The 26,300-nt window shown below is 39.5% G+C and carries 21 protein-coding genes; 19 read left to right on the top strand and 2 right to left on the bottom strand.

Going from position 1 to position 26,300, the window contains the following annotated elements:
• The first annotated feature begins 85 nt into the window (after window positions 1-85).
• The 18 genes from NON16_RS00420 to phoU all read left to right on the top strand — a co-directional run bounded on the left by NON16_RS00420 (window position 86) and on the right by phoU (window position 24,219).
• On the top strand, window positions 86-3,259 hold the full coding sequence (locus NON16_RS00420) for a polysaccharide lyase family 8 super-sandwich domain-containing protein (RefSeq protein ID WP_257345923.1): 3,174 nt from the start codon (window positions 86-88) through the stop codon (window positions 3,257-3,259).
• Window positions 3,260-3,486: 227 nt separating this feature from the next.
• Window positions 3,487-8,277 carry a M60 family metallopeptidase gene (locus NON16_RS00415; RefSeq protein ID WP_257345921.1) on the top strand — a complete coding sequence of 1,597 codons (4,791 nt, stop codon included), beginning with the start codon at window positions 3,487-3,489 and terminating at the stop codon, window positions 8,275-8,277.
• 70 nt (window positions 8,278-8,347) lie between these two features.
• On the top strand, window positions 8,348-10,768 hold the full coding sequence (locus tag NON16_RS00410) for a polysaccharide lyase 8 family protein (RefSeq protein ID WP_257345918.1): 2,421 nt from the start codon (window positions 8,348-8,350) through the stop codon (window positions 10,766-10,768).
• 114 nt (window positions 10,769-10,882) lie between these two features.
• Complete coding sequence (locus tag NON16_RS00405; RefSeq protein ID WP_257345916.1) at window positions 10,883-12,034, top strand: DUF2264 domain-containing protein; 1,152 nt, start codon at window positions 10,883-10,885, stop codon at window positions 12,032-12,034.
• Between the two features lie 174 nt (window positions 12,035-12,208).
• Window positions 12,209-13,300, top strand: coding sequence for a Gfo/Idh/MocA family protein (locus tag NON16_RS00400; protein WP_257345914.1), 1,092 nt, complete (start codon window positions 12,209-12,211; stop codon window positions 13,298-13,300).
• A 188-nt stretch (window positions 13,301-13,488) separates the two neighbouring features.
• A complete protein-coding gene (locus NON16_RS00395; RefSeq protein WP_257345911.1) occupies window positions 13,489-14,418 on the top strand; it encodes an AraC family transcriptional regulator in 930 nt (309 codons plus the stop codon).
• A 132-nt stretch (window positions 14,419-14,550) separates the two neighbouring features.
• Window positions 14,551-15,309 (top strand): sugar phosphate isomerase/epimerase family protein, encoded by a 759-nt coding sequence (locus NON16_RS00390; RefSeq protein ID WP_257345909.1) that lies wholly within the window; start codon window positions 14,551-14,553, stop codon window positions 15,307-15,309.
• A gap of 62 nt (window positions 15,310-15,371) precedes the next feature.
• Window positions 15,372-15,872: a hypothetical protein gene (locus NON16_RS00385; RefSeq protein WP_257345904.1), complete on the top strand. Its 501-nt coding sequence runs from the start codon at window positions 15,372-15,374 to the stop codon at window positions 15,870-15,872.
• A complete protein-coding gene (locus NON16_RS00380) occupies window positions 15,830-16,618 on the top strand; it encodes a hypothetical protein (RefSeq protein WP_257345902.1) in 789 nt (262 codons plus the stop codon). Before NON16_RS00385 ends, NON16_RS00380 begins: the two co-directional genes overlap by 43 nt.
• Window positions 16,619-16,621: 3 nt before the next feature.
• Complete coding sequence (locus tag NON16_RS00375; RefSeq protein ID WP_372508717.1) at window positions 16,622-16,714, top strand: mannonate dehydratase; 93 nt, start codon at window positions 16,622-16,624, stop codon at window positions 16,712-16,714.
• Between the two features lie 63 nt (window positions 16,715-16,777).
• Window positions 16,778-17,608 carry a sugar phosphate isomerase/epimerase family protein gene (locus NON16_RS00370; RefSeq protein WP_257345900.1) on the top strand — a complete coding sequence of 277 codons (831 nt, stop codon included), beginning with the start codon at window positions 16,778-16,780 and terminating at the stop codon, window positions 17,606-17,608.
• Between the two features lie 179 nt (window positions 17,609-17,787).
• Window positions 17,788-18,417, top strand: a complete 630-nt coding sequence (locus NON16_RS00365) for a type 2 periplasmic-binding domain-containing protein (protein ID WP_257345898.1) — start codon at window positions 17,788-17,790, stop codon at window positions 18,415-18,417.
• A 148-nt stretch (window positions 18,418-18,565) separates the two neighbouring features.
• Window positions 18,566-19,321, top strand: coding sequence for a DeoR/GlpR family DNA-binding transcription regulator (locus NON16_RS00360; RefSeq protein ID WP_257345894.1), 756 nt, complete (start codon window positions 18,566-18,568; stop codon window positions 19,319-19,321).
• Between the two features lie 466 nt (window positions 19,322-19,787).
• Complete coding sequence (locus NON16_RS00355) at window positions 19,788-20,753, top strand: PstS family phosphate ABC transporter substrate-binding protein (RefSeq protein ID WP_257345891.1); 966 nt, start codon at window positions 19,788-19,790, stop codon at window positions 20,751-20,753.
• Window positions 20,754-20,860: 107 nt separating this feature from the next.
• Window positions 20,861-21,808: a phosphate ABC transporter permease subunit PstC gene (gene pstC / locus NON16_RS00350; protein ID WP_257345888.1), complete on the top strand. Its 948-nt coding sequence runs from the start codon at window positions 20,861-20,863 to the stop codon at window positions 21,806-21,808.
• Between the two features lies 1 nt (window position 21,809).
• Entirely contained in the window at window positions 21,810-22,688 is an 879-nt protein-coding gene (gene pstA / locus NON16_RS00345) for a phosphate ABC transporter permease PstA (protein ID WP_257345886.1), read from the top strand.
• A gap of 27 nt (window positions 22,689-22,715) precedes the next feature.
• Window positions 22,716-23,540 (top strand): phosphate ABC transporter ATP-binding protein PstB, encoded by an 825-nt coding sequence (gene pstB / locus NON16_RS00340; RefSeq protein WP_257345883.1) that lies wholly within the window; start codon window positions 22,716-22,718, stop codon window positions 23,538-23,540.
• A 19-nt stretch (window positions 23,541-23,559) separates the two neighbouring features.
• Complete coding sequence (phoU, locus tag NON16_RS00335) at window positions 23,560-24,219, top strand: phosphate signaling complex protein PhoU (protein ID WP_257345880.1); 660 nt, start codon at window positions 23,560-23,562, stop codon at window positions 24,217-24,219.
• A 380-nt stretch (window positions 24,220-24,599) separates the two neighbouring features.
• Here phoU and NON16_RS00330 read toward each other — a convergent pair whose 3' ends face one another.
• Together NON16_RS00330 and NON16_RS00325 are read right to left on the bottom strand one after the other, a co-directional pair.
• Window positions 24,600-25,103 (bottom strand): hypothetical protein, encoded by a 504-nt coding sequence (locus NON16_RS00330; protein ID WP_257345877.1) that lies wholly within the window; start codon window positions 25,101-25,103, stop codon window positions 24,600-24,602.
• A 12-nt stretch (window positions 25,104-25,115) separates the two neighbouring features.
• Window positions 25,116-25,319 (bottom strand): hypothetical protein, encoded by a 204-nt coding sequence (locus tag NON16_RS00325; protein WP_257345874.1) that lies wholly within the window; start codon window positions 25,317-25,319, stop codon window positions 25,116-25,118.
• Window positions 25,320-25,649: 330 nt separating this feature from the next.
• Between NON16_RS00325 and NON16_RS00320 the strand changes: the two genes are divergently transcribed.
• Window positions 25,650-26,291 carry a DUF4912 domain-containing protein gene (locus tag NON16_RS00320; protein WP_257345872.1) on the top strand — a complete coding sequence of 214 codons (642 nt, stop codon included), beginning with the start codon at window positions 25,650-25,652 and terminating at the stop codon, window positions 26,289-26,291.
• The last annotated feature ends 9 nt before the right edge of the window (window positions 26,292-26,300 follow it).

Below are 26,300 nucleotides of genomic sequence, written 5' to 3'. Positions count from 1 at the left end.
AGTAAACCTTTAAAAACTTGCATGCTTACAAAATAAAAAGATTGAATTTTCAATAATAATTTAACCGTTAATAAGGAGGTTGTTCATGATTCGAAAAAAGAGATTTAAATTAATATCTGTGTTTTTAACCGCTTTGTTAATTGTACCGATGATGACTGTTTATCTTGAAGACGCTTATGCTGCTGAAGAAACTGACGAATTTGACAACATGCGTGAAAAGTGGAAGGACTATTTAACCGGAGGATCCGGATTTGACAGTGATGATCCTGATATTTCAGCCTATATTGAAAATCTAGTCTTAAAAGTGAAGAACGAAGAGGGCACCGGTCATTGGGATACGATGAACATAGAAGACAATCGAGCCTATTTATGGAATGACTTGGATAGCACATCTGATCCTAGCGCCATTTCAGGAAGTTATAATCGATTGAAAGACATGGCTCTAGCTTATTCGATTAAAGGATCTGAATTATATCAAGCCGAATCGTTAAAACAGGACATCATCAATGGTTTGGATTGGTTGTACTTAAATCGCTACAATGAAAAAAAATCGCAGTATGGGAACTGGTGGCATTGGGAAATTGGGACTCCCATGGCATTTAAGGATCTTTTGGTGTTAATGTATGACGATTTAACCTCAACTCAAATTGCGAATTACATCAAAGCGATTGACCGTTTCGTCCCGGATCCTGTTCACCGGGTAAGGTTTCCGGGTGTGATTGAAACAGGCGCCAATCGAATGGATAAAGCGTTAATCGTCAGCATTCGGGGAATTGTCGGTAAAGATAGTGACAAGATTGCTGAGGCTCGGGATGCGTTAAGCCAAGTGTTCAACTATGTGACCGACGGAGACGGTTTTTACAAGGATGGCTCTTTTGTTCAGCATAACTATATTGCGTATACCGGAAGCTATGGCATTGTATTGATGGATCATCTCGTTGACGTGCTGTATTTATTGGCTGGATCTTCATGGGAGGTTACAGACACGAATTTAAAAAATGTATACCAATGGGTTTTTGATTCCTATGAGCCCCTTATCTATAAAGGAGCCATGATGGACATGGTGAGAGGAAGAGCGATTTCAAGGCAAAACTCTTCCGATCATTCAGCAGGCAGATCGTTGATCATACCAATTTTACAACTGTCGGAAGCGGCGCCACCTGATGTAGAGCTGAGAATCAAAAGAATGGTTAAATATTGGGTTCAGTCAGATACGACGTTTGAAAACTTTGTTTCAGGGCTGAACATTAGCGATATGATTTCAGTCAAATCTCTTATAAATGACTCAATGGTTTCTCCTCGTGGCGAATTGATTAAACATCAAGTGTTTGCGAGCATGGATCGAATCGTTCACCGGCGACCGGGCTTTGGTTTCGGTATTAGTATGTCTTCCAACCGAATCGCAAATTTTGAATACATTAATCAAGAGAACAAAAAGGGATGGTATACAGGCTATGGTATGACTTATCTGTACAACAATGATTTGGAGCAATTCAGCGAGGGTTATTGGCCGACAGTTGATATGTTCCGTCTTCCAGGTACGACTACGGATGGATCACAAGGAACGTTGAAAAACGATTATTACTATCGTAGTCCTAAAACATGGGTTGGGGGAGCATCTATTGACGGGATGTATGGTGCTGCTGGTATGGAATTCGATATAGAAAAGAGCACTTTAACAGGCAAAAAATCGTGGTTTTCCTTTGATGATGAAATTGTGGCTTTAGGTGCAGGGATTACGGGCAGTGATAATCGAAAAGTAGAGACGATCGTCGAGAATCGTAAATTAAATGAAAACGGAAATAATGTTTTTACGGTTAATGGAGAAACGAAATCGAGCCAGCTTGGGTGGTCTGAAAAGATGGAAAGCGTGAAGTGGGCACACCTGGAAGGCAACGTTCCGAAATCAAACATCGGTTATTACTTCCCGGAACAATCAACTGTATTTGGTATGCGTGAAGAGCGGTTAGGTTCCTGGAAAGATATCAATGTAGGTGGTTCTACAAATCTAATTACAAAAAATTTCTTAAGCTTGGCATTCAATCACGGAATTAACCCGACAAATTCATCTTATTCGTACGTCTTACTGCCGAATAAAGATGTGAGTGGAATGGAGCACTACAATGATAAGCCGGATATCGAAATTTTAAGCAATACGAGTACTATACACGCTGTGAAGGAAAAGAAGCTTGGTTTAACTGCCGCTAACTTTTGGGAAAGAGGCACGGTAGACTTTATTCGGTCCTATCAACCTGCTTCGGTAATGATTAAAGAAGAAGGAGACGAACTGACAATCGCTGTGTCTGATCCAACTCAAAAGCAGGATAAGATCACAATTGAATTAGGCAAAAAAGCGCGCTCTGTAATCAGTAAAGATGATAGCGTTACAGTCTCGCGTATGGTCCCTTATACGAAAGTAGAAATCGACGTATCCGGGTCACTAGGGAAAACCCATACCGTTAAATTGAACTATAATCTGAAGGCAACAGCAAAACTGCCTCCTACGAGCCACATCAATGTTGATGTCGACAAAGCGTTGTTCCGGGGTGACGAAGTATCTGTAGCGGTTACGGTGACAAACGACGGTGAACGAGTACAGCCAGAGGGAAAGATTGCTTTGGACGTTTCGGACGGCTGGACAGTAGAGCCAGATAGCTTAAAAGTGCCAGCGCTACATCCGAACGAGTCTCACACGTTGAATACAAAAATCGCTATTCCCGAGTACTCCGAGTACGGTAAATATGAGATCAACGCAACCTTAAAAGCGGGAAACACAACCCGAACCGGTTCAAAAGAAGTACAAGTGGTACGTCGATTTTTAAAGCTAGTCGCAGTCTCGGAAAATCTTGAGGGAATTGTTATCGAAGGTGAAGACTTTTCGGAACAGGGAGGCGGCTCCGTTAATATTGCTGACAAACAAGGGGCATCTGAAGGAAAAGCCATTAACATGTGGGATGATTCAGGACATTGGCTCGAATGGAAAGTTAATGTACCAGAGTCAGGCAATTACAAGGCTATCGTACGCTATAGTACTGATTCAGACACATCAAAACGTGATTTCGCAATTGACGGTGGAAAAGAAGTGAATTTTCACTTTCCTTCTACGAACGGTTGGAGCAGTTGGAGTGATATGATGTTTGCTGACCTTGAAGATCGACCACTCACATTTGAATTAAAAGCTGGGGAACATGAGATTCATATGAATAATTTGTCTTCTCCGTTAAACGTCGACTACATTAAGCTTGTCAAAGTAAATTAGTAATCGTCCGTGGAACGCCGATTTTTCGTGCGTTTCACGGATTTCTAGGAATCATTTTATAGGTTTGCCTCATAAAAGGAGGTGGTACTATTCGGTTTGATGTTATCGATAACTATAATGAAACATGGTCAGTCGGTCAAATGCATGAGAGTTTAGTAATCTATCATTCTACTTCTTAGACCTCATACACCTTTGTAAATTAGTTTATTAAGGAGAGGATTAGAAAGATGTCGTTCAAGATTTTATTTAGAGCATTTCTTATCTTTTCACTGTTATGTTCTACTTCAATGACAGCAGGTTTTGATAACGGCACGTTAGCAAAATCCGAAAAATCTGCTTCAAAAACGGACGTTGTAACAAAGAAAGAACCGAAATTAACGTCTCCGAAGGTTTTAAAAGAGGATTTAAGCATTTTTTATCGTGACCTGCAAGGTATTCCTGTATATTCTGGCAGCGGAGGGATCGGAGCGATTGGAGAAAAAGCTTTCCCGGTTGTTGCACCTGAGGCAAATCCTTCAATTGCGGCGGCACGTTACGGGAAGGGTCGTATTGTGGCAGCAGGTAGTGATCAATACTTTGACCTTTCCCGTCCACATGAGGATGAGGAAGGAATAGTTACCCGAAACATTCTGTTATGGCTTACGGATGAAGCCCATACGAATAAAGGTAAAGGAAACGACCGTACCAATCGTTATGAGGATGCCTTGAAAGGAAAAGGGAAAAAAATACGTTTGGTTACGACCTCACACAGTTTTACAGTAGACCCGTCTCTTCCAATTGAAGTAGTAAAAGTGGATAGCTGGGCCTCTGCTAAATTAAATCCACAAAAGTATGCGGTTGCCTATGTGGATGCCTCAATGAAAGACAAGGATCTTAAAAATCTGGATAAGTATGTAAGAAAAGGCGGAGCGGTTATAGTTGCTGAGAAGGGCCGCGATTTAGTAAGCATTACCCGCCACACACCCCTTGATGAAAGACTACGCATCGGTAATTATAGGGGTTCAAGACTCAGTCAGAATTTTGCAGTCCAAAAGCTTCTTAACAGAGCTGGATTAACTTTACTGAACTCAGGTGTGTCCACTAACAATAACCCGCCAGAATTCACGTATGAAGATGCATATAACAGTCATTTTCTCAATCGAATTCAGCAGGCCAAGGCATTAGAAGAAGGAACATTATCGATCGATGATATAGAAATTGGTCTTCCTAATGCTGATGCGAACAAAAAGCAAAAGCTGCTTGCGGATGTCATCATTGAAACGTTGGAAACCTTATCCTCTGAATCCCAGCTTTACGCATGGGCAGAGAGTAAAGCGGAAAAACTAGAGCCGGCAATTTTTCCAATTAACCGATCAGAAAAGCCTTATACCAATGCTTTGTATGATTTTCAGTTTAGTCATTTTACTTTAGACCCAAATAATACAAAATCACCTTATGCTGATGATTTCCCTGGTAAAGTTTCTGAAGATGCTGAAATCGTCAACAACAAAGAGGTAGAAGTGAATTTTGATTTTCTGGATACGATGTATACTCGGGCGCTGCCGAATAAGAATTGGGTAAGTACCGGATTATATGCTCCTCCGGGAAGTGTTGTAGAGGTGGACGTTCCTGAGGGCACTGAAAATTTAACGGTGCAGATTGGTTCTCATGATGATGATCTAAGAGGGCTTAGTCAATGGAAACGAGTTCCGCTTCTCGTTGATCACAAGAAACTAACTCCCGGTAAGAATCGGGTTAACAGCCCATATGGCGGAATGATTTACTTAATACCGATGAAACCGAAAGAGGATACGAAAGTCACCGTGAAAATTAACGGCGCTGTTCAAGCTCCTTATTATGTATTAGGTGAAACGACTCAGGAAGAATGGGATAAGATGAGAAACGCCCCGACTGCTCCATTTGCTGAACTAAAGTCGGATAATATCGTTCTGACTGTTCCTTCTGAAACGATAACAGATTTAGAAGATCCGAAAGAACTGATGGAAACCTGGGACGAGATCGTAGAAAGCTATGACGAATTAGTTGGCGTTTCTCCAGAAAAAGAGATGCCGAACACGGCAGATGAACTGCCTCATTATTATGTTGCCGATAGACAAATAAAGGGTGGAGCATTGCATGCAGGGTATCCGATTATGCTGACAGTCGATCGAGCGGAAAGATTGCTGAATGTCGATTATGTACGGACGAAAGCCTGGGGATTCTGGCATGAACTTGGCCATGAATACCAACAAAGTCCATGGCTATGGGGAGATGTTTGGGAAGTTACGGTTAACATCTACTCTCTCTATATTCAAGAGAAATTTGGAAATCCATCCGAATTGCTCACAGAAAAAGATGGTAAAGACTATTATGACCGTGCATTTGAATTTTTAAACAGTAATAATCTGGAGAAAGAATACAATGATATAGGAAACTATGAAAGGCTTGTTATGTTCAAACAACTTCAGCTTGCGTACAGCTGGGATTTCTATACGGATGTACACACCTACTATCGAGAAATGCCCGATGATCAATTACCGCAATCGACCCAAGAACAAATCGATACGTTTGTAGTAACGGCATCGAAGCTCTCAGGAGAAAACCTTCTTGAATTTTTCGAGAAATGGGCGGTAGGATATTCGGATAAGGCAAGAGAAAAAGTAGAAGCAATGAACTTACCACAGCCAGACGAGGAAGTTTGGAAACTTAGAGAACAAACTGAAACGGAGCTAACACCGGAAGAAGTTTTAAAGGAGGATTTCGAAGTTTTTTACCGTGATCTTGAAGGGATCCCTTCCTATTCTTCAACACATGCCGGCGGGGTAAGTGCAATCAAAGGAAACGCTTTTGTTGTAGCCACTAATCCAAATACTTCTCCTCTAATTGCTGCCTCACGCTATGATAAAGGAAGAGTTGTGGCAGCCGGGATGTCAGAATATCTAGACTTTTCTGGAACGGAAAATATTAAAAGCACGCTCACCCGTAATGTTTTGACTTGGTTAACGGAACAACACCAAGGGGAAGGACAACCGGTTAGTTACGAGGAAGCGCTTAATGGAGAAGGGAAAATTAAGTTAATTACGAACTGGGATATTGGGGTAAGCGACGAATTGCCAATAGAAGTGAAAAAGGTAGACAATTTTCTGTCAGAAGATATGAATCCGAATCTCTATCAAGTAGCGTACGTGAATAACTTCAATATGCCATTAAGTGATGAAGAAGTAGAAGCACTATTAAACTATATAAAAGATGGCGGTGCGGTTCTTTTCGCTATGAAAGGATGGGTAATGGATGGGTATCCAAAGGATTGGATGAAAGAAAAAATACCTAATGCTCGGCTTTATGATTACGGAATTCAAAAGCTTTTGAACGAAGTAGGGATTAGTTTGATGAACAACATCGCAGCAACTAAAAATGAAATGTTGCCGCCACTGTCTTATGACAAAGCAAACAACTATCACATATTAAGGTTGATTGATCAAGCAAAAGCTGTTGAAAATGGAACATTACTGGTTGATGAAATTGACATCGGTTATCCGGATGCGGATGACGAAAAGAAAAAAGAGATCATTGCAACGATAGTAAGCGGTACGATTGGAAGTTTGACTTCATCCAGTCCGCTTCTTGAACAAATTCGGGGAGATGCACAAGACTTGGAAGTAACATGGCCGTTTGAAAAAGGTAAGTTCCCTTACTCAAGTGCACTCTTGTCTTATCAGGTTAATCAAGTATCACTTGATCCTAACCAAACGAAATCACCATTTGCAGATGTATTTCCTGGGGTAGTTCCAGCAGATACCCCTATTGTGGATAATAAAGAAATCGTTGTCGATTTTGATTATGACGATTTAAGTCATTTGCGAATGTTGTATCCGCCTGGCAACTGGCACAGTACAGGATTATACGCACCGGCAGGAAGTGTCGTTACAATTGAGGTCCCTGAAGGAACCGAAAATCTTGATGTTCAAATAGGGGCTCATACCGATAATCTATCAGGAAAAACGACTTGGGAAAGGGTACCTGTCGTTGCGCTTCGAAAGGAATTGCAACCAGGGACGAATAAAATTGTAAGTCCATACGGTGGCTTAATTTACTTAATCCCGACAAAGTCTAAAGCCGACACAGAAGCAACTGTTTCAATTAGTGGAGCGGTTAATGCACCATACTTCGTTCTTGGTGAAACAACAAATGAAGAATGGAATAACACGATCAAAAATTATCAAGCTCCATGGGCAGAATTACAAGGAGAGCATGTCATCTTAACGTTACCGACCGATGTCATTAAGAATGTCGATAATCCGGAAGAATTGATGACAAAATGGGATCAAATGATTGGAAAATATAATGAACTTGTTGGAGTCGGTCCAAACAAACCGTTACCACATCGAAGCCCTGACCGCCCGCATCGTTATGTATTCGATATCCAAATTAGCAACGGATTAATGCATGCCGGATACCCGATTATGGCTCCGATCCAACGTTTTGCCGAAGAGGCAGTGGATCTATCAAAAGGTCAATTAGGAAGCTGGGGCTTCTGGCATGAAATGGGACACGAATACCAGCAAACACCTTGGACATGGGGAGATATTACTGAAGTATCGGTTAATATACATTCTTTACACGTGCAAGAATATTTTGGATTAAAATCGAACTTACTGACTAAGGATGACGAAGGAAAAGACTATTATGACAAGGCATTCGAGTATCTAAACAGTACCGATCCTAATAAAAAGTTTACTAGCATCGGATTGATGGAACGGTTAGTTCTTTTCGGACAACTGAAGCTAGCATACGGATGGGATTTCTACACCAATCTTAACACTGCTTATCGTGAACTGCCTCAAGATCAAATGCCAAAATCCGATCAAGAAGAAATGGATTTACTCGTTTTGATGGCTTCAAAACTCAGCGGTGAAAATTTATTAAGCTTCTTTGAGAAATGGGAATGGCATATCACGGAAGACACAAGAACAAAAATTGAATCGATGAACCTACCAAAACCGGAAACTCCAGTTTGGACGCTAAGGGAAAAAGAATAATAAAAATAGTTTTGCTAATCAGTTGCTCCCCGTTGCAAACGGGGAGCACTATTAAAAAAAGGAGATTGCTATGATTCAGAAAAAGAACAGCTTCATTTGTTATCTGTTAATAGCTTTTTTAATTACACTTTTTTTTACATCTTTTTCTCCAGACGATGTTTACGCAGCAGGCGAAGCCGATGAATTTGAGGTGATGCGAGAAAAGTGGAAGGGTTATTTAACCGGAGGAACCAGGTATGATGCCGGTGATCCCGATATTTCCTCTTATATTGAAAAAATCGAATCAAAGGTAACCAACGAAGAAGGTACGGGCGTATGGGATACGATAGATCATTCTCAAAATAGAACCTATTTATGGAGCGATTTGACAAGTACAACGAATTCAAGTGATATTTCCGTTAACTATTATCGTTTGAGAGACATGGCTTACGCCTATGCAATGGAAGGATCCAATTTATACCGAAATGAAGAGTTAAGAGCTGATATCATTAGCGGATTGGATTGGATGTATGAGAACCGTTACAACGAAAAGAAGTCACAGTACGGAAACTGGTGGAACTGGGAAATCGGAGCTCCGATGGCACTGAAGGATCTATTAGTGTTAATGTATGACGATTTAACTCCAACTCAAATCGACAATTATATAAAGGCTATTGATCGTTTTGTACCGGATCCTGTTCATCGGGTAAGGTTTCCAGGGGTGATTGAAACAGGTGCGAACCGAATTGATAAAGCATTAATCGTCAGCGTACGGGGAATTGTTGGGAAAGATAGTGATAAAATTGCTGAAGCACGCGATGCGTTAAGTCAAGTATTCAAGTATGTCACCGATGGAGACGGTTTTTACCAGGACGGGTCATTTGTTCAACATGGATATGTTCCTTATAACGGAAGTTACGGCATTGTGTTGATAGATCATCTCGTTGATGTGTTATATATATTGGCTGGATCTTCATGGGAGGCTACAGATCCAAATTTGAATAATGTGTACCAATGGGTGTTTGACTCCTATGAACCTCTTATTTATAAAGGCGGGATGATGGACATGGTAAGAGGAAGAGCGATTTCAAGGGAAGGTTCTCAAGACCATTCTGCGGGAAGGTCTGCCATCATACCGATTTTACAGTTGTCTGAAGCGGCACCGACTGATGTGGCGAAGAAAATTAAAAGCATGGTTAAGTATTGGATTCACGCAGATACCACATTTGAGAATTATGTGTCTGGGCTAAACATTAATGAAATGATACTTATAAAGAATTTAATACGAGATTCCGAAATTACTCCTCGCGGCGAGCTCGTCAAACACCAAGTCTTTGCAGCTATGGATCGGGTCGTCCACCGGCGTGCTGGATTCGCTTTCGGTATCAGCATGTCTTCGAAAAGAATCTCAAGCTTTGAGATGGGAACTGGCAGTGGCGCCGAGAATACAAAGGGATGGCATACTGGATACGGGATGACCTATTTGTACAACGATGATCTCACCCAATTCAGTGATGATTTTTGGCCAACCGTTGACATGTTCCGTCTTCCGGGAACGACCACAGACGGTTCAAAAGGAAGAACCATAGAATCGTGGCGTCCGTATTTCAGCTCTAACTCATGGGTTGGTGGATCAGCCATAGATGGTCTTTACGGTGCAGCGGGTATGGAATTTGATTTAGAGAACAGCACGTTGACCGGAAAAAAATCGTGGTTCTCATTCGATGATGAGATCATTGCATTAGGCACAGGCATTACGAGCAGCGATGATCGGAAAGCGGAAACGATTGTTGAAAATCGTAAATTAAATGACAGCGGAGATAATGAGTTAATCGTCAATGGGGAAACGAAATCAAGTCAGCTTGGCTGGTCTGAAAAGATGGGAAATGTGAATTGGGCTCATTTGGAAGGGGACGTTTCAAATTCAAGCATCGGTTACTACTTCCCTGAAACTTCGACTGTTTCTGGAATGCGTGAAGCGAGAACCGGTGCATGGCGGGACATTAATCATGCCGGGGATCCGAGTCCGGTTACAAAAAACTATTTGAGCTTAGCAATTGACCACGGTGTCAATCCAACGAATGCAACTTATTCGTACGTGTTGCTGCCAAATAAAGATGCGATTGAAACAGAGCACTACAATGATAAGCCGGATATTGAAATTTTAAGCAATACGAGTACTATACACGCTGTGAAGGAAAAGAAGCTTGGTTTAACTGCCGCTAACTTTTGGGAAAGAGGCACGGTAGACTTTATTCGGTCCTATCAACCTGCTTCGTTAATGATTAAAGAAGAAGGAGACGAATTGACAATTGCTGTGTCCGATCCGACGCAATCACAAGACAAAATCACGATTGAATTAGGTAAAATCGCACGATCCGTAATCAGTAAAGATGACACCGTGACAGTCTCACGTAAGGCTCCTTATACGAAAGTAGAAATCGACGTTTCCGATTCAATCGGGAGAACCCATACCGTTAAATTGAACTATAATCCGAAAGCTAATAATTAAAAGAATTCATATCAAGGCAAAAAACAATCCTTATTCAATAGGAGCTAAAGGATAATAGCTGAATGCGTAGTTTTCAAGGTTGAATGATTACAAATAATAAGGAGGGAGTCATTAATGGAAGATGAAAAAACAAAAACGACTGTAGATCGCACTTATTGGCTGAATACGATGTGTAAGATTGCCAAGCCGGTACTTCAAAATTTAGCCAATCAACAGCTAAAACAAAACATGCCTGTAGAAACAAGCGGTCGGGATCGGGAACAGTACACTTATTTGGAAGCTTTCGGAAGACTAATAAGCGGTTTGGCTCCTTGGCTTGAAACAGGATCTGATCATGGTTCTGAAGGAGAATTGAGAAAGAAATATATAGATTTATCTCGACGGGCGATGGATGCGGCTACCGATCCCGATTCTCCTGATTACATGAATTTTTCAGAAGGTTATCAACCAATAGTGGACGCTGCCTTCCTTAGTCATGCCATTGTTCGGGCTCCTCAGGAAATATATTTTAAATTGGAACCGAACGTGCAGCAAAATCTAGTTCAAGCATTAAAGTCAACTCGCACGCGTAAACCGTTTTTTAATAACTGGCTATTATTTTCAGCAATGATTGAGACCGCTTTGTTCAAAATGGGAGAAGAGTGGGATCCAATGAGGGTTGATTTTGCGCTTAAACAGCACGACCAATGGTATTTAGGAGATGGATTGTATGGGGATGGGTCGGAATTTCATATGGATTACTACAATAGCTTTGTGATTCAACCGATGCTTGTCGATATTGTAGAAACCTTGGAAAATCAATCTCATGATTGGAAACTGATAAAAGATCGGATCATCAAGCGTGCTAAAAGGTATGCAGTGATCCAGGAGAGAAGTATTTCACCGGAAGGCTCTTTTCCAGTAGTTGGCAGATCATTAACTTACCGATTTGGAGCTTTTCAACATATAGCACAAATGACACTTCAACACAAACTGGACGAAACTTTGCATCCTGCCCAAGTCCGTTGTGCGTTAACGGCTGTTATTAAGCGGATGATTGGAATATCAGGTACCTTTGATGAAAACGGATGGCTTCGTATCGGGTTCATTGGACACCAACCGGAGCTCGGAGAAGGCTATATTTCAACCGGCAGCTTGTATCTAAGTGCAGCTGTATTTTTACCGCTTGGATTACCTGCGAACGATCCTTTTTGGCAAGGTGAAGCAGACTGGACGAGTAAAAGAGCATGGGCTGGCGAGCAAGTACCAATTGACAGTGCACTTTAAGATCAAATAGCAATCTAAGTAAAAACTCACCCAAAACAGAACAATTCGAATAAAGCTTTGGGGAAAAATGCCTTCTATAATTTTAATTGTGAATAAAAGCGCTTTCTATAATATGAACAAATAACGAGTAGATCATAACGGTCCATCAACAAATTCACATTAGGAGGAATTCAAGTGGGAAAAGAATTTAGATTTGGAATCGTTGGGTGTGGTGTAATTAGCGGAACACATGCTGAAGAAATTAAAAAAATTGAAAATGCGAGATTAGTAGCTGTTGCTGACTCACAAGTGGAAAATGCAAAAAGGTTCGGAGGGGAATACGGGGTTGACTGGTACGCTGACTACCATAAAATGTTGAGCAGGGAGGATATTGATGTTGTTAATATATTAACACCTAGCGGCATGCACGCTGACATGGCCGTTACCGCAGCAAAGTATGGAAAGCATGTCATTGTTGAAAAACCGATGGATGTTACATTGGAGAAAGCACATGAAATGATTAAAGCATGTCGTGATGCGGGAGTAAAGCTTTCGATTATTTCGCAGCACCGTTTTGACCCTGATGTTGTAAAGGTAAAGCAAGAAATAGAATCTGGAAAATTAGGAAAGACAGTACTTGGAATGGCTGCGGTTAACTGGTACCGCTCGCAAGAATATTATGATAGCGGAGAATGGCGCGGAACATGGGCATTGGACGGCGGTGGAGCATTAATGAACCAATCCATTCATTATATTGATTTACTCCAGTATATGATGGGGCCCGTCGAAAGCATTTACGCCCATGCAGATACATTAGCACATGAGCGAATTGAGGTAGAAGACGTTGCCGTAGCGACTGTAAAATTTAAAAACGGTGCCTTAGGGACGATTGTTGGGACGACGAGCGCCTATCCTGGACTGCATACTCGTTTGGAAGTGTTTGGTACAAATGGTACAGCCGTTATTGAAACTGATAAGCTTAAGCACTTCTATTTACGTCAGCAAGGTAATCAAGAATCGTTTTATGGTGGAGGAAAGGTCGAAAATTCAGCCAATAAGAAATATGCTTCTGAAGGTGAAACGGGCGCATCTAATCCCTCTTCCATTCATGGCTCATCACACCAATTACAATTAGAAGACATGATCCAGGCGATACAAGACGATCGTGAACCAGTAGTTAACGGTGAAGAAGGTTTGAAACCACTTGAAATCATATTGGCAATTTATCAGTCGGCTCAAACCGGTAAATCGGTACAGCTTCCTTTAAAAGTTAAAGTTGAACAATAAGAAAAAACAGTCAGAAAATTCAGAGACTTCCATACAAAAACATGATAAAATAATGGAAAGAACCACATACCTAAATAAGTAAATAGGTACGTGGTTTTTTCAATTGCGAGTTGGGAAGAAGAACTGCATACCCCTATGGATTGGTGTACACAATTTTCCTTATAGAATTTATCCGGGATGTGTTAAGAATGAATATTCGGATTAGTGCAACATATCGTAGAAAAGATGAAAAGTGGTCGCAATCTGATTTTTATTACCATTCGCATGAAAGATTTGAAATTTACCATTTTCATAGTGGGAATTGCAAGTATTTAATTGGCGATCGTATTTACGAGCTGCTGCCGGGTGACGTTATTATTATGAATGGCTTAACATTGCACAGGCCAAATCCACTGCCACCCGAGCCTTATGAGCGAAGTGTCATTGAATTTTCACCAGAGTGGATCAGACCGATCATACATACGCTTCAAATGCCTGAATTACTGATTCCGTTTTACAAGCTAAATAATTGTTTGTTTCGCGATATCGATCAAATAACATTGAACAAAATCGAAAATTTAATTGAAAGGATTAGTATAAACGTCACTAGTACACGAAAAGAAAAAGACAACACAGGAAAACGATTAAAAGAAGGGGGAACGGCTACCTATCTAATCCAGCTCCTTTTTCAAATATATGATTTGAGCCAATCTCAGCTTCAGAAAGTCCCAAGATATGAATCGGAGAAAGACCTCCATGTTGAACGTGTCGTAACATGGATTGATCACCATTTTCATCAAAACATTACATTAGATCATATCGCTGAAAACTTAAATATTAGTAAGTATTACATGTCCAGAATCTTTAAAGAAGTAACCGGTTTTACGATTATGCAGTATCTGATGAATCGACGAATGAACCGTGCAAAATATTTGTTGGAAATGTATCCGAAAAAAACGATATTAGAAGTAGCACTTGATTCCGGTTTTGAAAACTCCTCCCATTTCAGCCGTTTTTTTCGTAAAAATATGAAGATGACGCCAACACAATTTCGGAAGGAAAACAGTAACGCAATCTCGGTCAATTCTCAAGAAAAATATAGCAATCTGTTACAAGCAACTAACCCTTTCTTATTTTAAACTGAATAATAAGAAAGGGTTTTTTCACGCTTTACAGCAGTGGGGGCCAATACCCCATCGATTTAATGTATTAACGGAGAACTGATCCCACCGCTTTAAAAAGATAAACTAAATTGTAAGGAGTGAACGGTAATGAGAGAAAAGTTTGCAGCCCAACTATATACGGTGCGAGATGAATTAAAAAAGGATCTTCCGTTTGTATTTAGAGAATTAAAGAAAATGGGGTGGGCAGGAGTGCAGCTATCCGGCTTGCCACAAGGATATAATCCGCAAGAGATAGCCTCTTTACTAAAGGAAACCGGGCTTGGCACAGCAGGAATGCATATTTCGTTAGAACAGTTGGAGAACGATTTGGAAAGTGTTCTCGAGGAAGCGACCCTTTATAATACGAAAGATATTGTTTGTCCGTATCTTCCCGGCGGGTTCCAAAATCCTGAAGGGTATCTATCCGTCCGCAATAAATTAAATGAAATTGCCGATAAAGCGAAAGGCTTTCGTATTAGTTATCATAATCATGCATTTGAGTTCGATACAGAGGTTAATGGTAAATCGGCCTTAGAATATTTACTTGAACCAACCGTGGAAAACCAACTTTTGGCGGAAATTGATGTTTTTTGGGTAAAGAAGGGAGGAGAAGATCCACTTTCATTTATTCAACCTTATGCAAACAGAATGCCGATCATACATTTAAAAGATATGACAGGAGACGAAAAACAGACGTTTGCTGAGGTAGGTGCGGGAATCATCGATTTTGAACCGATCTTGAAATGGTGTGAACAATCCGGTGTGGAATGGTACTCCGTGGAACAAGACGTTTGCCCTGGAAACCCGATGGACAGCTTACAAATTAGTTTAAATAACCTAAATAAGCTTGCAGCCCAACTAGTTTAAATAATAGCCACTACTCTTTTGGATAGGAAGACTTACAAATATTTCGTGAAAGGGGAAAAAACATGTTGATTGCTGAGAAAAGTATACATTCGGTTGTAAAAGAAATAGTTGATTCGACACCGATCACCGATGTACATACACACTTGTTCGCCCCTCATTTTAACGAATTAATGCTTGCAGGTATTGATGAGCTGTTAACGTATCATTATTTAATCGCTGAAGTAATGCGTGAATGTGATATTTCATATGATTATTTTTGGCGTTTATCGAAAAGAGAGCAGGCTGACTTGATTTGGAAAACTCTTTTTGTGAAAAACACACCATACAGTGAAGCTTGCCGCGGTGTCGTTACGACATTGAAAAAGCTCGGCGTTGATTTGAAAAAAAAAGATTTGCAACGTTACCGAGAGCAGCTTAACATTTCCGATTCTTCTGGTTATGTTGATTTTATTTTCCAAAAAGCGGGCGTTGAGAGTGTCGTCATGACAAATGATCCGTTCGATTCAGTGGAACGTGAATTATGGGAAAGCTACAACCAAGATTCAAGGTTTCTGCGGCGTTAAGAATCGATCCGCTATTAAATGATTATTCATCAACCTATTTAAAACTCCAACAATGGGGATATGATGTAGACGAAACATTAAATGATAAAAGCTTGTTAGAAATTCAGCGGTTTATCTCCGAGTGGATCGATAAAATGAAAGCGTTATATGTTGCTGTTTCTCTACCAAATTCTTTCGTCTTTCCGGATGAGTCGGTTCGCTCTCAGCTCATCTCAAAAGCGATTGTTCCGGTGTGTAAAGAGAAAAATATCCCTTTCTCAATGATGATAGGTGTAAAGCGAGGCGTTAATCCGGCTTTAAAAAGCGCAGGCGACGGAATTGGCAAAGCTAATATCGACTCGGTGGAAAAGATTTGCAAGATGTATCCGCAAAATAAATTTTTAGTCACAATGCTTTCAAGGGAAAATCAGCATGAGCTCACCGTTAATGCAAGAAAATTCAGAAATTTAATGGTTTTTGGCTGCTGGTGGTTTTTAAATAATCCTAGTCTCATAGAAGAAATAACGAAAATGAGATTTGAACTCCTTGGTTTAAGCGTGATTCCACAACATTCAGATGCAAGAATACTAGACCAGCTCGTCTATAAGTGGGACCATTCACGTGAAATCATAACAAACGTTTTAACGAAAAAATATGAAGATCTTATAAAAGCGGACTGGGATATTCATAGAGTAGATATTGAGCGCGACATCTCAAAGTTATTCGGTGGAAACTTTTGGATATTTTTAAAGAAGGAGTTGCAATAATGGCTGAGTTATTCGACTTTATCTTATTTTTTGAAAGTTCCTTACGCTGAAGAGTGTGGTGTTAAGTTGGCGATACACCCTCATGAACCGCCTTGATCTATTTTCGGATTACCGATGTCTAAATTGCAATGCACTTTTATACAGTAGGAGGCGATTATCTTGGTTATTTTGACTGGATTTGCGGATGAAATTTCTCCGGAATTATACGAACAACTAGATGTGCTTGAATCAGAAGAAATAAAGAATATAGAATTTCGAGGTGTCTGGGGAAAGAATGTGCTTGATTTAACAGATGAAGAATTAGAGCAAGTGAAAGAAGAGCTTGATCAACGAGGATTTCGTTTGTCCTCTATTGGATCGCCTATTGGGAAAGTTGGAATCAATGACGATTTTGACGAGCATCTCGTAAAGTTTCAACGTGCTATTCATGTGGCAAAAATGTTTGATACGGAGTATATTCGAATCTTTTCATTCTTTATTCCTGAAGGAGACGATCCTTCAAAGCATCGTGATGAAGTAATGAAGAGAATGAAAACATTATCGAGCATTGCAGAGAAAAAGGACGTGATTCTTCTTCATGAGAATGAGAAAGAAATATACGGTGATACGGCAGAACGTTGTTTAGATATATTTGAAACATGTCACTCTCCTAATCTCCGTTGTGCATTCGATCCTGCAAACTTTGTTCAGTGTGGTGTTATACCATTTACTAATGCTTATCCTCTCTTGGATAAACATATTGAATATATCCACATAAAAGACGCTTTGATGGAAAACGGAAAAGTGGTACCAGCCGGAGAAGGTGACGGACAAGTTCTGGATTTACTTCAAGCCTTACAGCAAAAAGGATATTCGGGATTTTTGTCTCTTGAGCCACATCTATCTGCTGCAGAAACATTTTCAGGATTTAGCGGGCCTAAATTGTTTAAAGTCGCTTCACAATCTTTGAAGCATCTATTAGAGAAAATCGATGAAAGAGCTACCTTATAGACCAAAAAGGTGAATCGTAAGTGCTGATAGTACAACTTACGATTCGCCTTTGTAGCTAGATTTGTTATATGATAGAATGGAATATAAAGAATACAGAATTTTCTACATATAGCATTTGATAGAAAAATAAAAGTAATATTTAACTATACAAAACGTTTATGAAAACACAAGGTGATGACATGACAACAAAACAACTATTTAATCAACTCGACAACATTTGGTATCATTATAAGCCTCATATTTTAGTAGGGATATTTATTGTGGTCGCTTTAATCCCTCTTGTTTTTTCATCCAACGATCAAAGGGAATCGGCACTAGATGTAGCCATTATGGGAAATGTAGTAGATGAGCAGAAACAACAAAACCTTCAAAGTAAGGCTACTTCTGCAATTTTGGAGAATGATTCAGATTCAGAGGTTAAGCTGAATTTTTGGCCTGTTACAGGCAATCTTTCAGCGCCTCAGAATCATACGTTGAATCAAAAACTGCTGACTCAGATCGCAACAAAAGATATAGATATATTGATCATGAACATGGAAGATTTTCTGTATTACGCTCAACAGGGAACTTTTTTAAGGCTGGATAACCATAATAAATTATCGAAATTATTACAGAATAAGAATGTTCGTCCTGTGAGCTTGAAGAGTGCTGATGAAGGAGAAGAACATATATTAGGTGTTGAAATAAACGGCAATTCTTTGTTTGAAGATGCGGGTTTTGTAACTGAAAATAAAGTGCTAGGAATTGTATCAAACGCAGAACATAAAGAAACAACAAGTCAATTTGTAAAATGGCTTATCAATTCATAATCTCCCTTATGATTCGTCAAGTTAACAGGAACTGGAACCAGTGTCATTCGTGAATTTATGACTCAAGGAGTTTATCCTTATTTACCCCCATTCCTAAATAGTGTATTCTAACCATACATGAACCATATGGACGGTAGGTGGGTTTGATATGCTTTCAGTCGAAAGACAAGAAAAAATTCTTCAATATGTAAAAGAAGATAAAACGGTGAAAGTCTCAGATTTAAGTGAACTATTTTGTGTAACCGAAAAAACGATAAGGAAAGATTTGATTTTTTTAGAAGGAAAAGGGTACTTGAAACGCATTCATGGGGGAGCTGTGCTTCCACAGCATGGGGGAATTTATCCTATTGCAGAAAGGCAATCAAAACATATTACGGAAAAACAGTCGATTGCCCAAAAAGCACTGACTTCCATTGAAATAGAAGATACAGTATTTCTAGATGGGGGGAGTACAATATTAGAGCTTGCAAAAATATTGGGTGAATTTCCTGTGACGGTGATTACGAATGATATTAATATAGCTAATGCTCTAAGTAAAAAGGAATTGGTTCATTTAGTCGTTCTTGGAGGAACACGTATTGCCGATACCTCATCATTATACGGTGCACTAGTAAGCGAGGCACTTGATCAAATTCGTGTAAACAGGTTGTTCTTAGGAAGCACAGGTATTGAACCGAATTATGGATTAACGGTATTTCATCATTTGCATGCACAATTTAAGCGATCGATCATAAAAACCGCGAGCAAGGTGACGCTTTTGGTTGATCATACGAAATTTGGACAGTCAGCGTTAGTGAAGTTTGCTAATCTATCGGAAATAGATGAAATCATAGTTGATAAAGGATTAAATGAACACTTCCAAAAAGAAATCAAGCGGCACAACGTTAACATCATATTGGTTTAAGCAGATTGCTTCCTCAATATATATATACTTGTCGAGGATTCGTGTACTCAAAAAAACTGGGTTCACACCAAAACCATGGCGAGTAAACTTCAAAGTTACCTACATATATATGAAAAAAGGCGGTTTAAATCCGACCTTTTTTCTTTTTGATTCATCCACTATTTTCGCTGTTCTGTACTCAAACTATTCAGCTTTCCCAATAAACCAAAATTAACCTCTATTTTTTGTGGACTCACCAAAAAATACTAATAGGTATTCTGACGGCGTCAGAATAAGCCTGATAAGATCAACTTAATCAAGTTATTCATTTTTTTAATCATCTTTACAAAACCTTAACATTTCATTTATACAGGCTTAATACCTAGGAGATAAGATGTTCAATGTAAGGGCAAGCGCCTAGGTTTGATAGAGAAACCATACGACTCTCTATTTAAATCGAAATTAAACGATACAGGGGGATTTCACAATGAAAGCTTTTAAGAAAAGTGCACTATTGATGATGTTGACAACACTGTTAATTGTTGCAACAGCATGTGGCAACGGTGACGGAAGTGGAAGTGCTGCTGAAGGTGGTAGTGAAGGTAAAGGCGGAAGCGTTAAGATTGATGGTTCATCCACTGTGTTTCCGATCATGGAAGCTGTATCTGAAGAATTTAAAAGTGAGCACCCTGACGTGAAGGTTCCAGTAGGGGTTTCTGGAACAGGCGGTGGATTTGAACAATTCACTAAAGGTGAAACGGATCTAAGCAATGCGAGTCGACCGATTAAAGAAGAAGAAAAGAAACTTGCTGAAGAAAATGGAATTGAATATACAGAATTAACGCTTGCATTTGATGGTCTTTCCGTGGTTGTAAATAAAGAAAATGACTTCGTAGACCAATTAACTGTAGAAGAACTGACTAAAATGTGGAAAAAGGGTAGCAAAGTAAAGACATGGGCAGATGTGCGTGAAGGATGGCCTGAAGAAGAAATTAAGTTCTTTAGCCCTGGAACAGACTCTGGTACATTCGACTACTTCAACGAAGTTATCCTTGAAGAAAAAGGTATCCGTAAAGATGCACAGCTCTCTGAAAACGACAACATTCTCGTTAAAGGGGTAACAGGCTCGCAAAACGGAATCGGGTTCTTCGGTTATGCTTACTATCTTGAAAACAAAGATAACTTAACTGTCGTTCCGATTGTGAACGAAGCAGGAGAAGCAGTGAAACCGACTGGAGAAACAATTCAGTCTGGAAAATACAATCCACTTTCTCGCCCATTGTTTACCTATGTAAATAATAAATCTCTTAAAGAAAACGAAGCTGTATATAACTATGTAATGTATACGCTTGAAAATGCTGGAAAACTTGCGGAAGAAGTAGGATATGTTGCACTTCCTCAAGAACAATACGATAAGCAGATCGAAAAGATCAAAGAAATTGCTGGAAAATAATACAGAAAAATAGATAACCTAAATGCAAGAATGGGATGGGTGAGGATCATAAAAATGATAACCTCGCCTTATCCCGTTTTGGTGTGGTGTTAGGGAGGTTGCCAATTTTGGTTGAAAATAGAAAACATTCGGTATCAGTTAATGAATTAATAAAACAAAACAAAAGTAAACGATCTGGAAAGATTATAGAAAAGCTGATTCCATTTTTACTTTTATTATGTGGAATTATTTCAATCCTGACGACTGTAGGAATTGTCTTTACCTTAATCATAGAGACTTTTACATTTTTTAATCAGGTACCAATCATCGAGTTTATAACAAGTAAGGAATGGCTGCCATTTTACTCTGGGGAAGATGCTAGTTATGGAATATGGCCGCTTGTTGCAGGAACACTACTGATCGCATTCATTGCAATGATTGTTGCTGTTCCAATTGGAATTGCATCTGCGATTTATTTAAGTGAGTATGCGTCGGACAGAATTCGGAAACTTATAAAACCAGTACTTGAAGTATTAGCGGGAATCCCAACGATCGTATACGGTTTCTTCGCACTTACGTTTGTGACCCCCCTGTTACGAACTTTTATAGATGGTTTGTCAATATATAATGCTTTAAGTGCCGGTATTGTTGTTGGAATCATGATCATTCCTATGATCGCATCGCTTTCTGAAGATGCGATGAGTTCTGTGCCAAATTCAATTCGTGAAGGAGCCTATGCTCTTGGTGCAACCCGTTTTGAAGTAGCTGTGAAAGTCGTTCTTCCAGCAGCGACCTCTGGTATCGTTGCATCAATCGTATTAGGAATCTCACGTGCAATTGGAGAAACAATGATCGTATCTGTTGCTGCCGGATCTTCTCCTAAAGCAACTCTTGACCCAACAGAGTCCATCCAGACGATGACAGCTTATATTGTTCAAGTTAGTCTTGGTGATGCTGGATACGGAAGTACGATCTATTACAGTATTTATGCTGTTGGAATGACTTTATTTATCTTTACTTTAATTATGAATCTCATAGCACAGTATGTGTCTCGTCACTTTAGGGAGGAATACTAATATGAACCTAGTTAACAAAGAACAAGTTAAAAAGAAAATGGCATCTAGACTATTCACAAACCGTATCCTCCAAGGGCTCTTATTACTTGCTACACTTTTCGGGTTGATTGTGCTTGGGGTATTGATCTACAGAATGACAACACAAGGAATCGGTTATTTAAGTCTTGATTTCTTTACAAATTTTGCATCAAGGTTTCCTGAACAGGCAGGTATTAAGGCAGCAATTGTCGGTACCCTTTGGCTGATGGCAGTTACAATCCCTGTATCACTCATACTTGGAGTTGGGACAGCCTTGTACCTCGAAGAATATGCGCCGAAGAATCGGTTTACACGTATAATACAAGTTAATATTGCGAACCTCGCAGGCGTTCCTTCTATTGTATTTGGATTATTAGGGTTGACGATTTTTGTTCGTTTAGCCGAAATGGGTCAGAGTGTACTAGCTGGAGGTTATACATTGAGCTTGCTCATCCTACCTGTAATCGTAGTAGCATCACAGGAAGCGTTACGATCTGTTCCTAAGGAAATGCGTGATGCATCCTATGCAATGGGTGCTACAAAATGGCAAACGATTCAACGTGTTGTGTTGCCTGCCTCTATCCCTGGAATTTTGACAGGGTCCATCCTTGCTTTTTCAAGGGCAATTGGGGAGACAGCACCATTGATCGTAATTGGTGCACTTACGTACGTTGCATTTTTACCGGAGAACTTGTATTCAGGGTTCACAGCAATGCCGATTCAAATTTATAACTGGGCAACAAGACCACAGATTGAATTTCAAGAGCTTGCTGCTGCAGGGATTATAATACTATTGTTAATGCTAATCATTTTGAACTCGATTGCAGTGTTGATTCGGAATAAATTCCAAAAGCGTTACTAATTTATTAGTAAAGGAGAGCTAACTATAATGAATATGACTGTAAAAGATCGTCCGAAAAAGAAACAAACAGAAACAAAGAAGACGCCTATTGTGAATGTAGAAAATGTATATAAGGTAAACCAGTTGAATTTATGGTACGGCGAGGATCATGCATTAAAGGATATTAATTTAGACATTCCCGAAAAGCAAGTTACTGCCATTATTGGACCGTCTGGGTGTGGAAAGTCAACGTTTATCAAAACATTGAACAGAATGGTGGAAACAGTTCCTTCTGTTAAGGTTTCTGGAGGAATTCAATACCGTAATCAAAATATTTTCCAACCTTCCTATAAAGTAGAAGAATTACGAACTCAGGTGGGGATGGTTTTTCAAAAGCCAAATCCATTTCCAAAATCGATTTATGAGAATGTTGTTTATGGTCCTAAAATCCATGGAATTCGAGATAAGAAAACCCTAGATAAAATTGTAGAAAAAAGTCTTCGTGGCGCAGCCATTTGGGAAGAAGTGAAAGATCGACTTAATGAGAATGCCTATGGACTATCAGGTGGACAGCAACAACGTCTTTGTATTGCACGGTGTCTCGCTATCGAACCAGATGTTATTCTAATGGACGAGCCGACATCCGCTCTAGATCCTATCTCTACATTAAAAGTTGAAGAGCTTGTTCAAGAGCTGAAAAAGGATTACAGCATCATTATTGTCACTCATAATATGCAGCAGGCTGCTCGGATTTCAGATAAGACAGCGTTCTTTCTAACCGGAGAAGTCGTAGAGTTTTCGAACACGAATGAATTGTTTTCCAACCCTGCAGATAAAAGAACAGAGGATTATATAACAGGTCGTTTCGGATAAAAGGTGAGGAGAGGTTATAATGGTAGTACGCGAAAACTTTCAAACACAGCTAGATGAACTACGTGAATTGCTTATAGAACTTGGCAGATTAACGGGAAAAGCATTAGATGAAGCAATTGAGTCACTAAAAAATCAGGATTTGGAGCTGGCGCTTCGAATTATCGAGAATGATGTAAAGGTAAATCAGCTTGAGGAAGAAATAAATGATAAGGCAATTCTTCTTATTGCAAAGCAATCACCTGTAGCAAGTGATCTGCGTAGAGTTATTGTTGCAATAAAAATATCATCAGATGTAGAACGTATGGCTGATTTTGCAGTAAACATCGCAAAATCGGTCATTCGAATCGGTCCATCAAAATTAATTAAGCCGTTAGAGGAAATACCTAAACTAGCAGGAACTGCAAATCAAATGTTATCAGAGGCGATACAAGCTTATACAGACGAAGACGTAGCACTTGCTAAAAGTATGGCAGACAAAGATGATACAGTGGATGAAACTTATGGTCGTTTAATTCAGGAGTTACTTGGAATGATGAAGGAATATCCAGACGATACCAATCAAATCATCCAACTATGCTTTATTTGCAGATATATAGAACGTACCGCTGATCATGCAACTAATATCGCAGAAAGCATTGTTTATCTTGTAAAAGGTAAAAGATACGATCTAAATGAATAAGTAAATTGAATCAAAAAAGGTGACTCCTTACGAGTCACCTTTTTTGATCTCCAGCGCCCAACCCCTCGGATCACTTCAGTCCACTGCGGCGGCAGTTGCCTCCTCGTTGGCCTTCCAGTGACCTTCGGGGCTGAACCGGGCGCTTACGCTTTTCTTACACGTTAAGAAAGTATAAAATTTTGCTGCATAGATGTAATGTCCAGCTCCAACGCCCAGGTACGCAGATCGTCGCTTCGATTCTTCCACAAACACAAAAAGCGTGTTGTGCTGCAGAATCTCCAGCGCTTGCACCACAGGCATAAGGGCAACTAAGGTAATCGCCTTAGCGTTAACCAAGTTTTCTTTATCATACCTGAACCGGGCGCTTACGCTTTTCTTACTTATGCTGAAGTGATGACACTTGCAATTTCTGCAATGGTCATCTTGCTGTTCACTTCGTAGCTTCCAAAACGAACTTGAGATTCTAAGTTGTTTGAGCGAAGGTATTTGATTAGCGCATCACTGCTATTAATAATCTTCTTCGATTCAAGGTAATCACAAACCTGGCCCGTGCTTGTCCCTTTTGAAATGACTACTGTAGTTTTTATAACTTCTTCTTTTGGCTCCTCTGGTTTTTCTGGAGCATCTTCTTTTTTATCTTCAGCTGGTTTCTTTTCAGCTGTTTTTTGATTACTCTGGAATTGTTCCCATTGTTTCTGTTGTACGGCAACTAGATCTTTACTTTGAAGGTAGCTTTCAACTTGTTCATATGTAACAGTTTCTGCTGCATTTACAGCTGTTGCTTCTGAATCAACCTGTTCAGTACCTTGGTAATGTACAAATGCTAGGATTCCGGCTGCAATGATTAAACCTCCGCCAAAACCTCTCATCCCACTATTAAACATACGATGACCCCTTTATTTGATTTCTCTTCGATCCGTAATCATCAATTCTTCTTCAAGTACTTTAATCTTCTTGTTGATTTGATAGAGTTCCTTCATAAGCTGAATCGAGACATTTTCGATTTGAATTTCGAGGTTTTGCTTACGATTTTGCTTAAAGAATGATAGAACGATCAGTACAATCCCTGCTATGAGTAAAGAAATTATTGTAAGTTCCATAGTATAGCTCCTCCTTAAATAAACAGTTCTCTAACAGTTATATCATAGACTATTTGTAACGCATAGTTTTTTTCGTAAATCTACTCCAATATTCCTATTAAAATTCGACAATTTGCGCCGAATCCGATTTAAATAAATGTTTAAGTCGAAAGATATTGCAGTATCCGGGTTTTATTGTAAAGAAAACGGTTCCATAAATTTAATAATAGACGGTATCAAGCATCGGCGTTATATACCGCAAAGTTCTACAATTTACGTTTATTGTAGCCTGAAAAAACCGGTGATACGATTAGAAGTATAAATGAAACAACCAAATATAAGGAGGAAAATATGATTGATGAAATCGTACTTTTGAAAGATAAAGGTTACTCGGTGAAACAAATCGCTTTTGAAATGAATACATCCATTGGAAAGGTACAATACAGACTTAAAAAGTATAGACAATTACAAGGTGGTGACGCGGTAAAAGGCGGTGAAGAATTTGGTCAAGCACCTGAAATTCCTGTTCTATATAACAATGATCAACTAACAGTATTACCACAAAGTCCGCAGTGCGTGTATGCATTTTGGGAAATACATACAAATACTCAAAACCTAGTTACTCACCATCTCACAACTGAATGGTGCAACCTCATGAAACAATTAAAAATCTATGATGTAAGTGATCTGATTTTTGATGGACATCATGCACACCAAAATTTTGTGATATCGCTACCCGAAATGACAAATAACTGGTTTGTCCGTGATTTAGAACCGAACCGCACCTATGTGATTGATTTTGGTATTCAAACGTGTGATGGAAACTTTCTGACTGTTTTACGTTCTCTACCGATTGAGACACCACGCGAAAAAGTAGAAGGAAATTCAAGACATCATACTTCTGTACTAAATTGGCAATCTGGAAGTCAGAAGAATTCTGAGTGGTATGAGCATTTTTCGACTTATTCGTACTATCAATCATTGAAATCATGAGGAGGCTAC

It is taken from the genome of Pseudalkalibacillus decolorationis (genome assembly GCF_024609785.1).
In the GTDB taxonomy this organism is placed as follows: Bacteria; Bacillota; Bacilli; order Bacillales; family Fictibacillaceae; genus Pseudalkalibacillus; species Pseudalkalibacillus decolorationis.
This window is presented reverse-complemented; position numbering and strand designations above follow the sequence as displayed.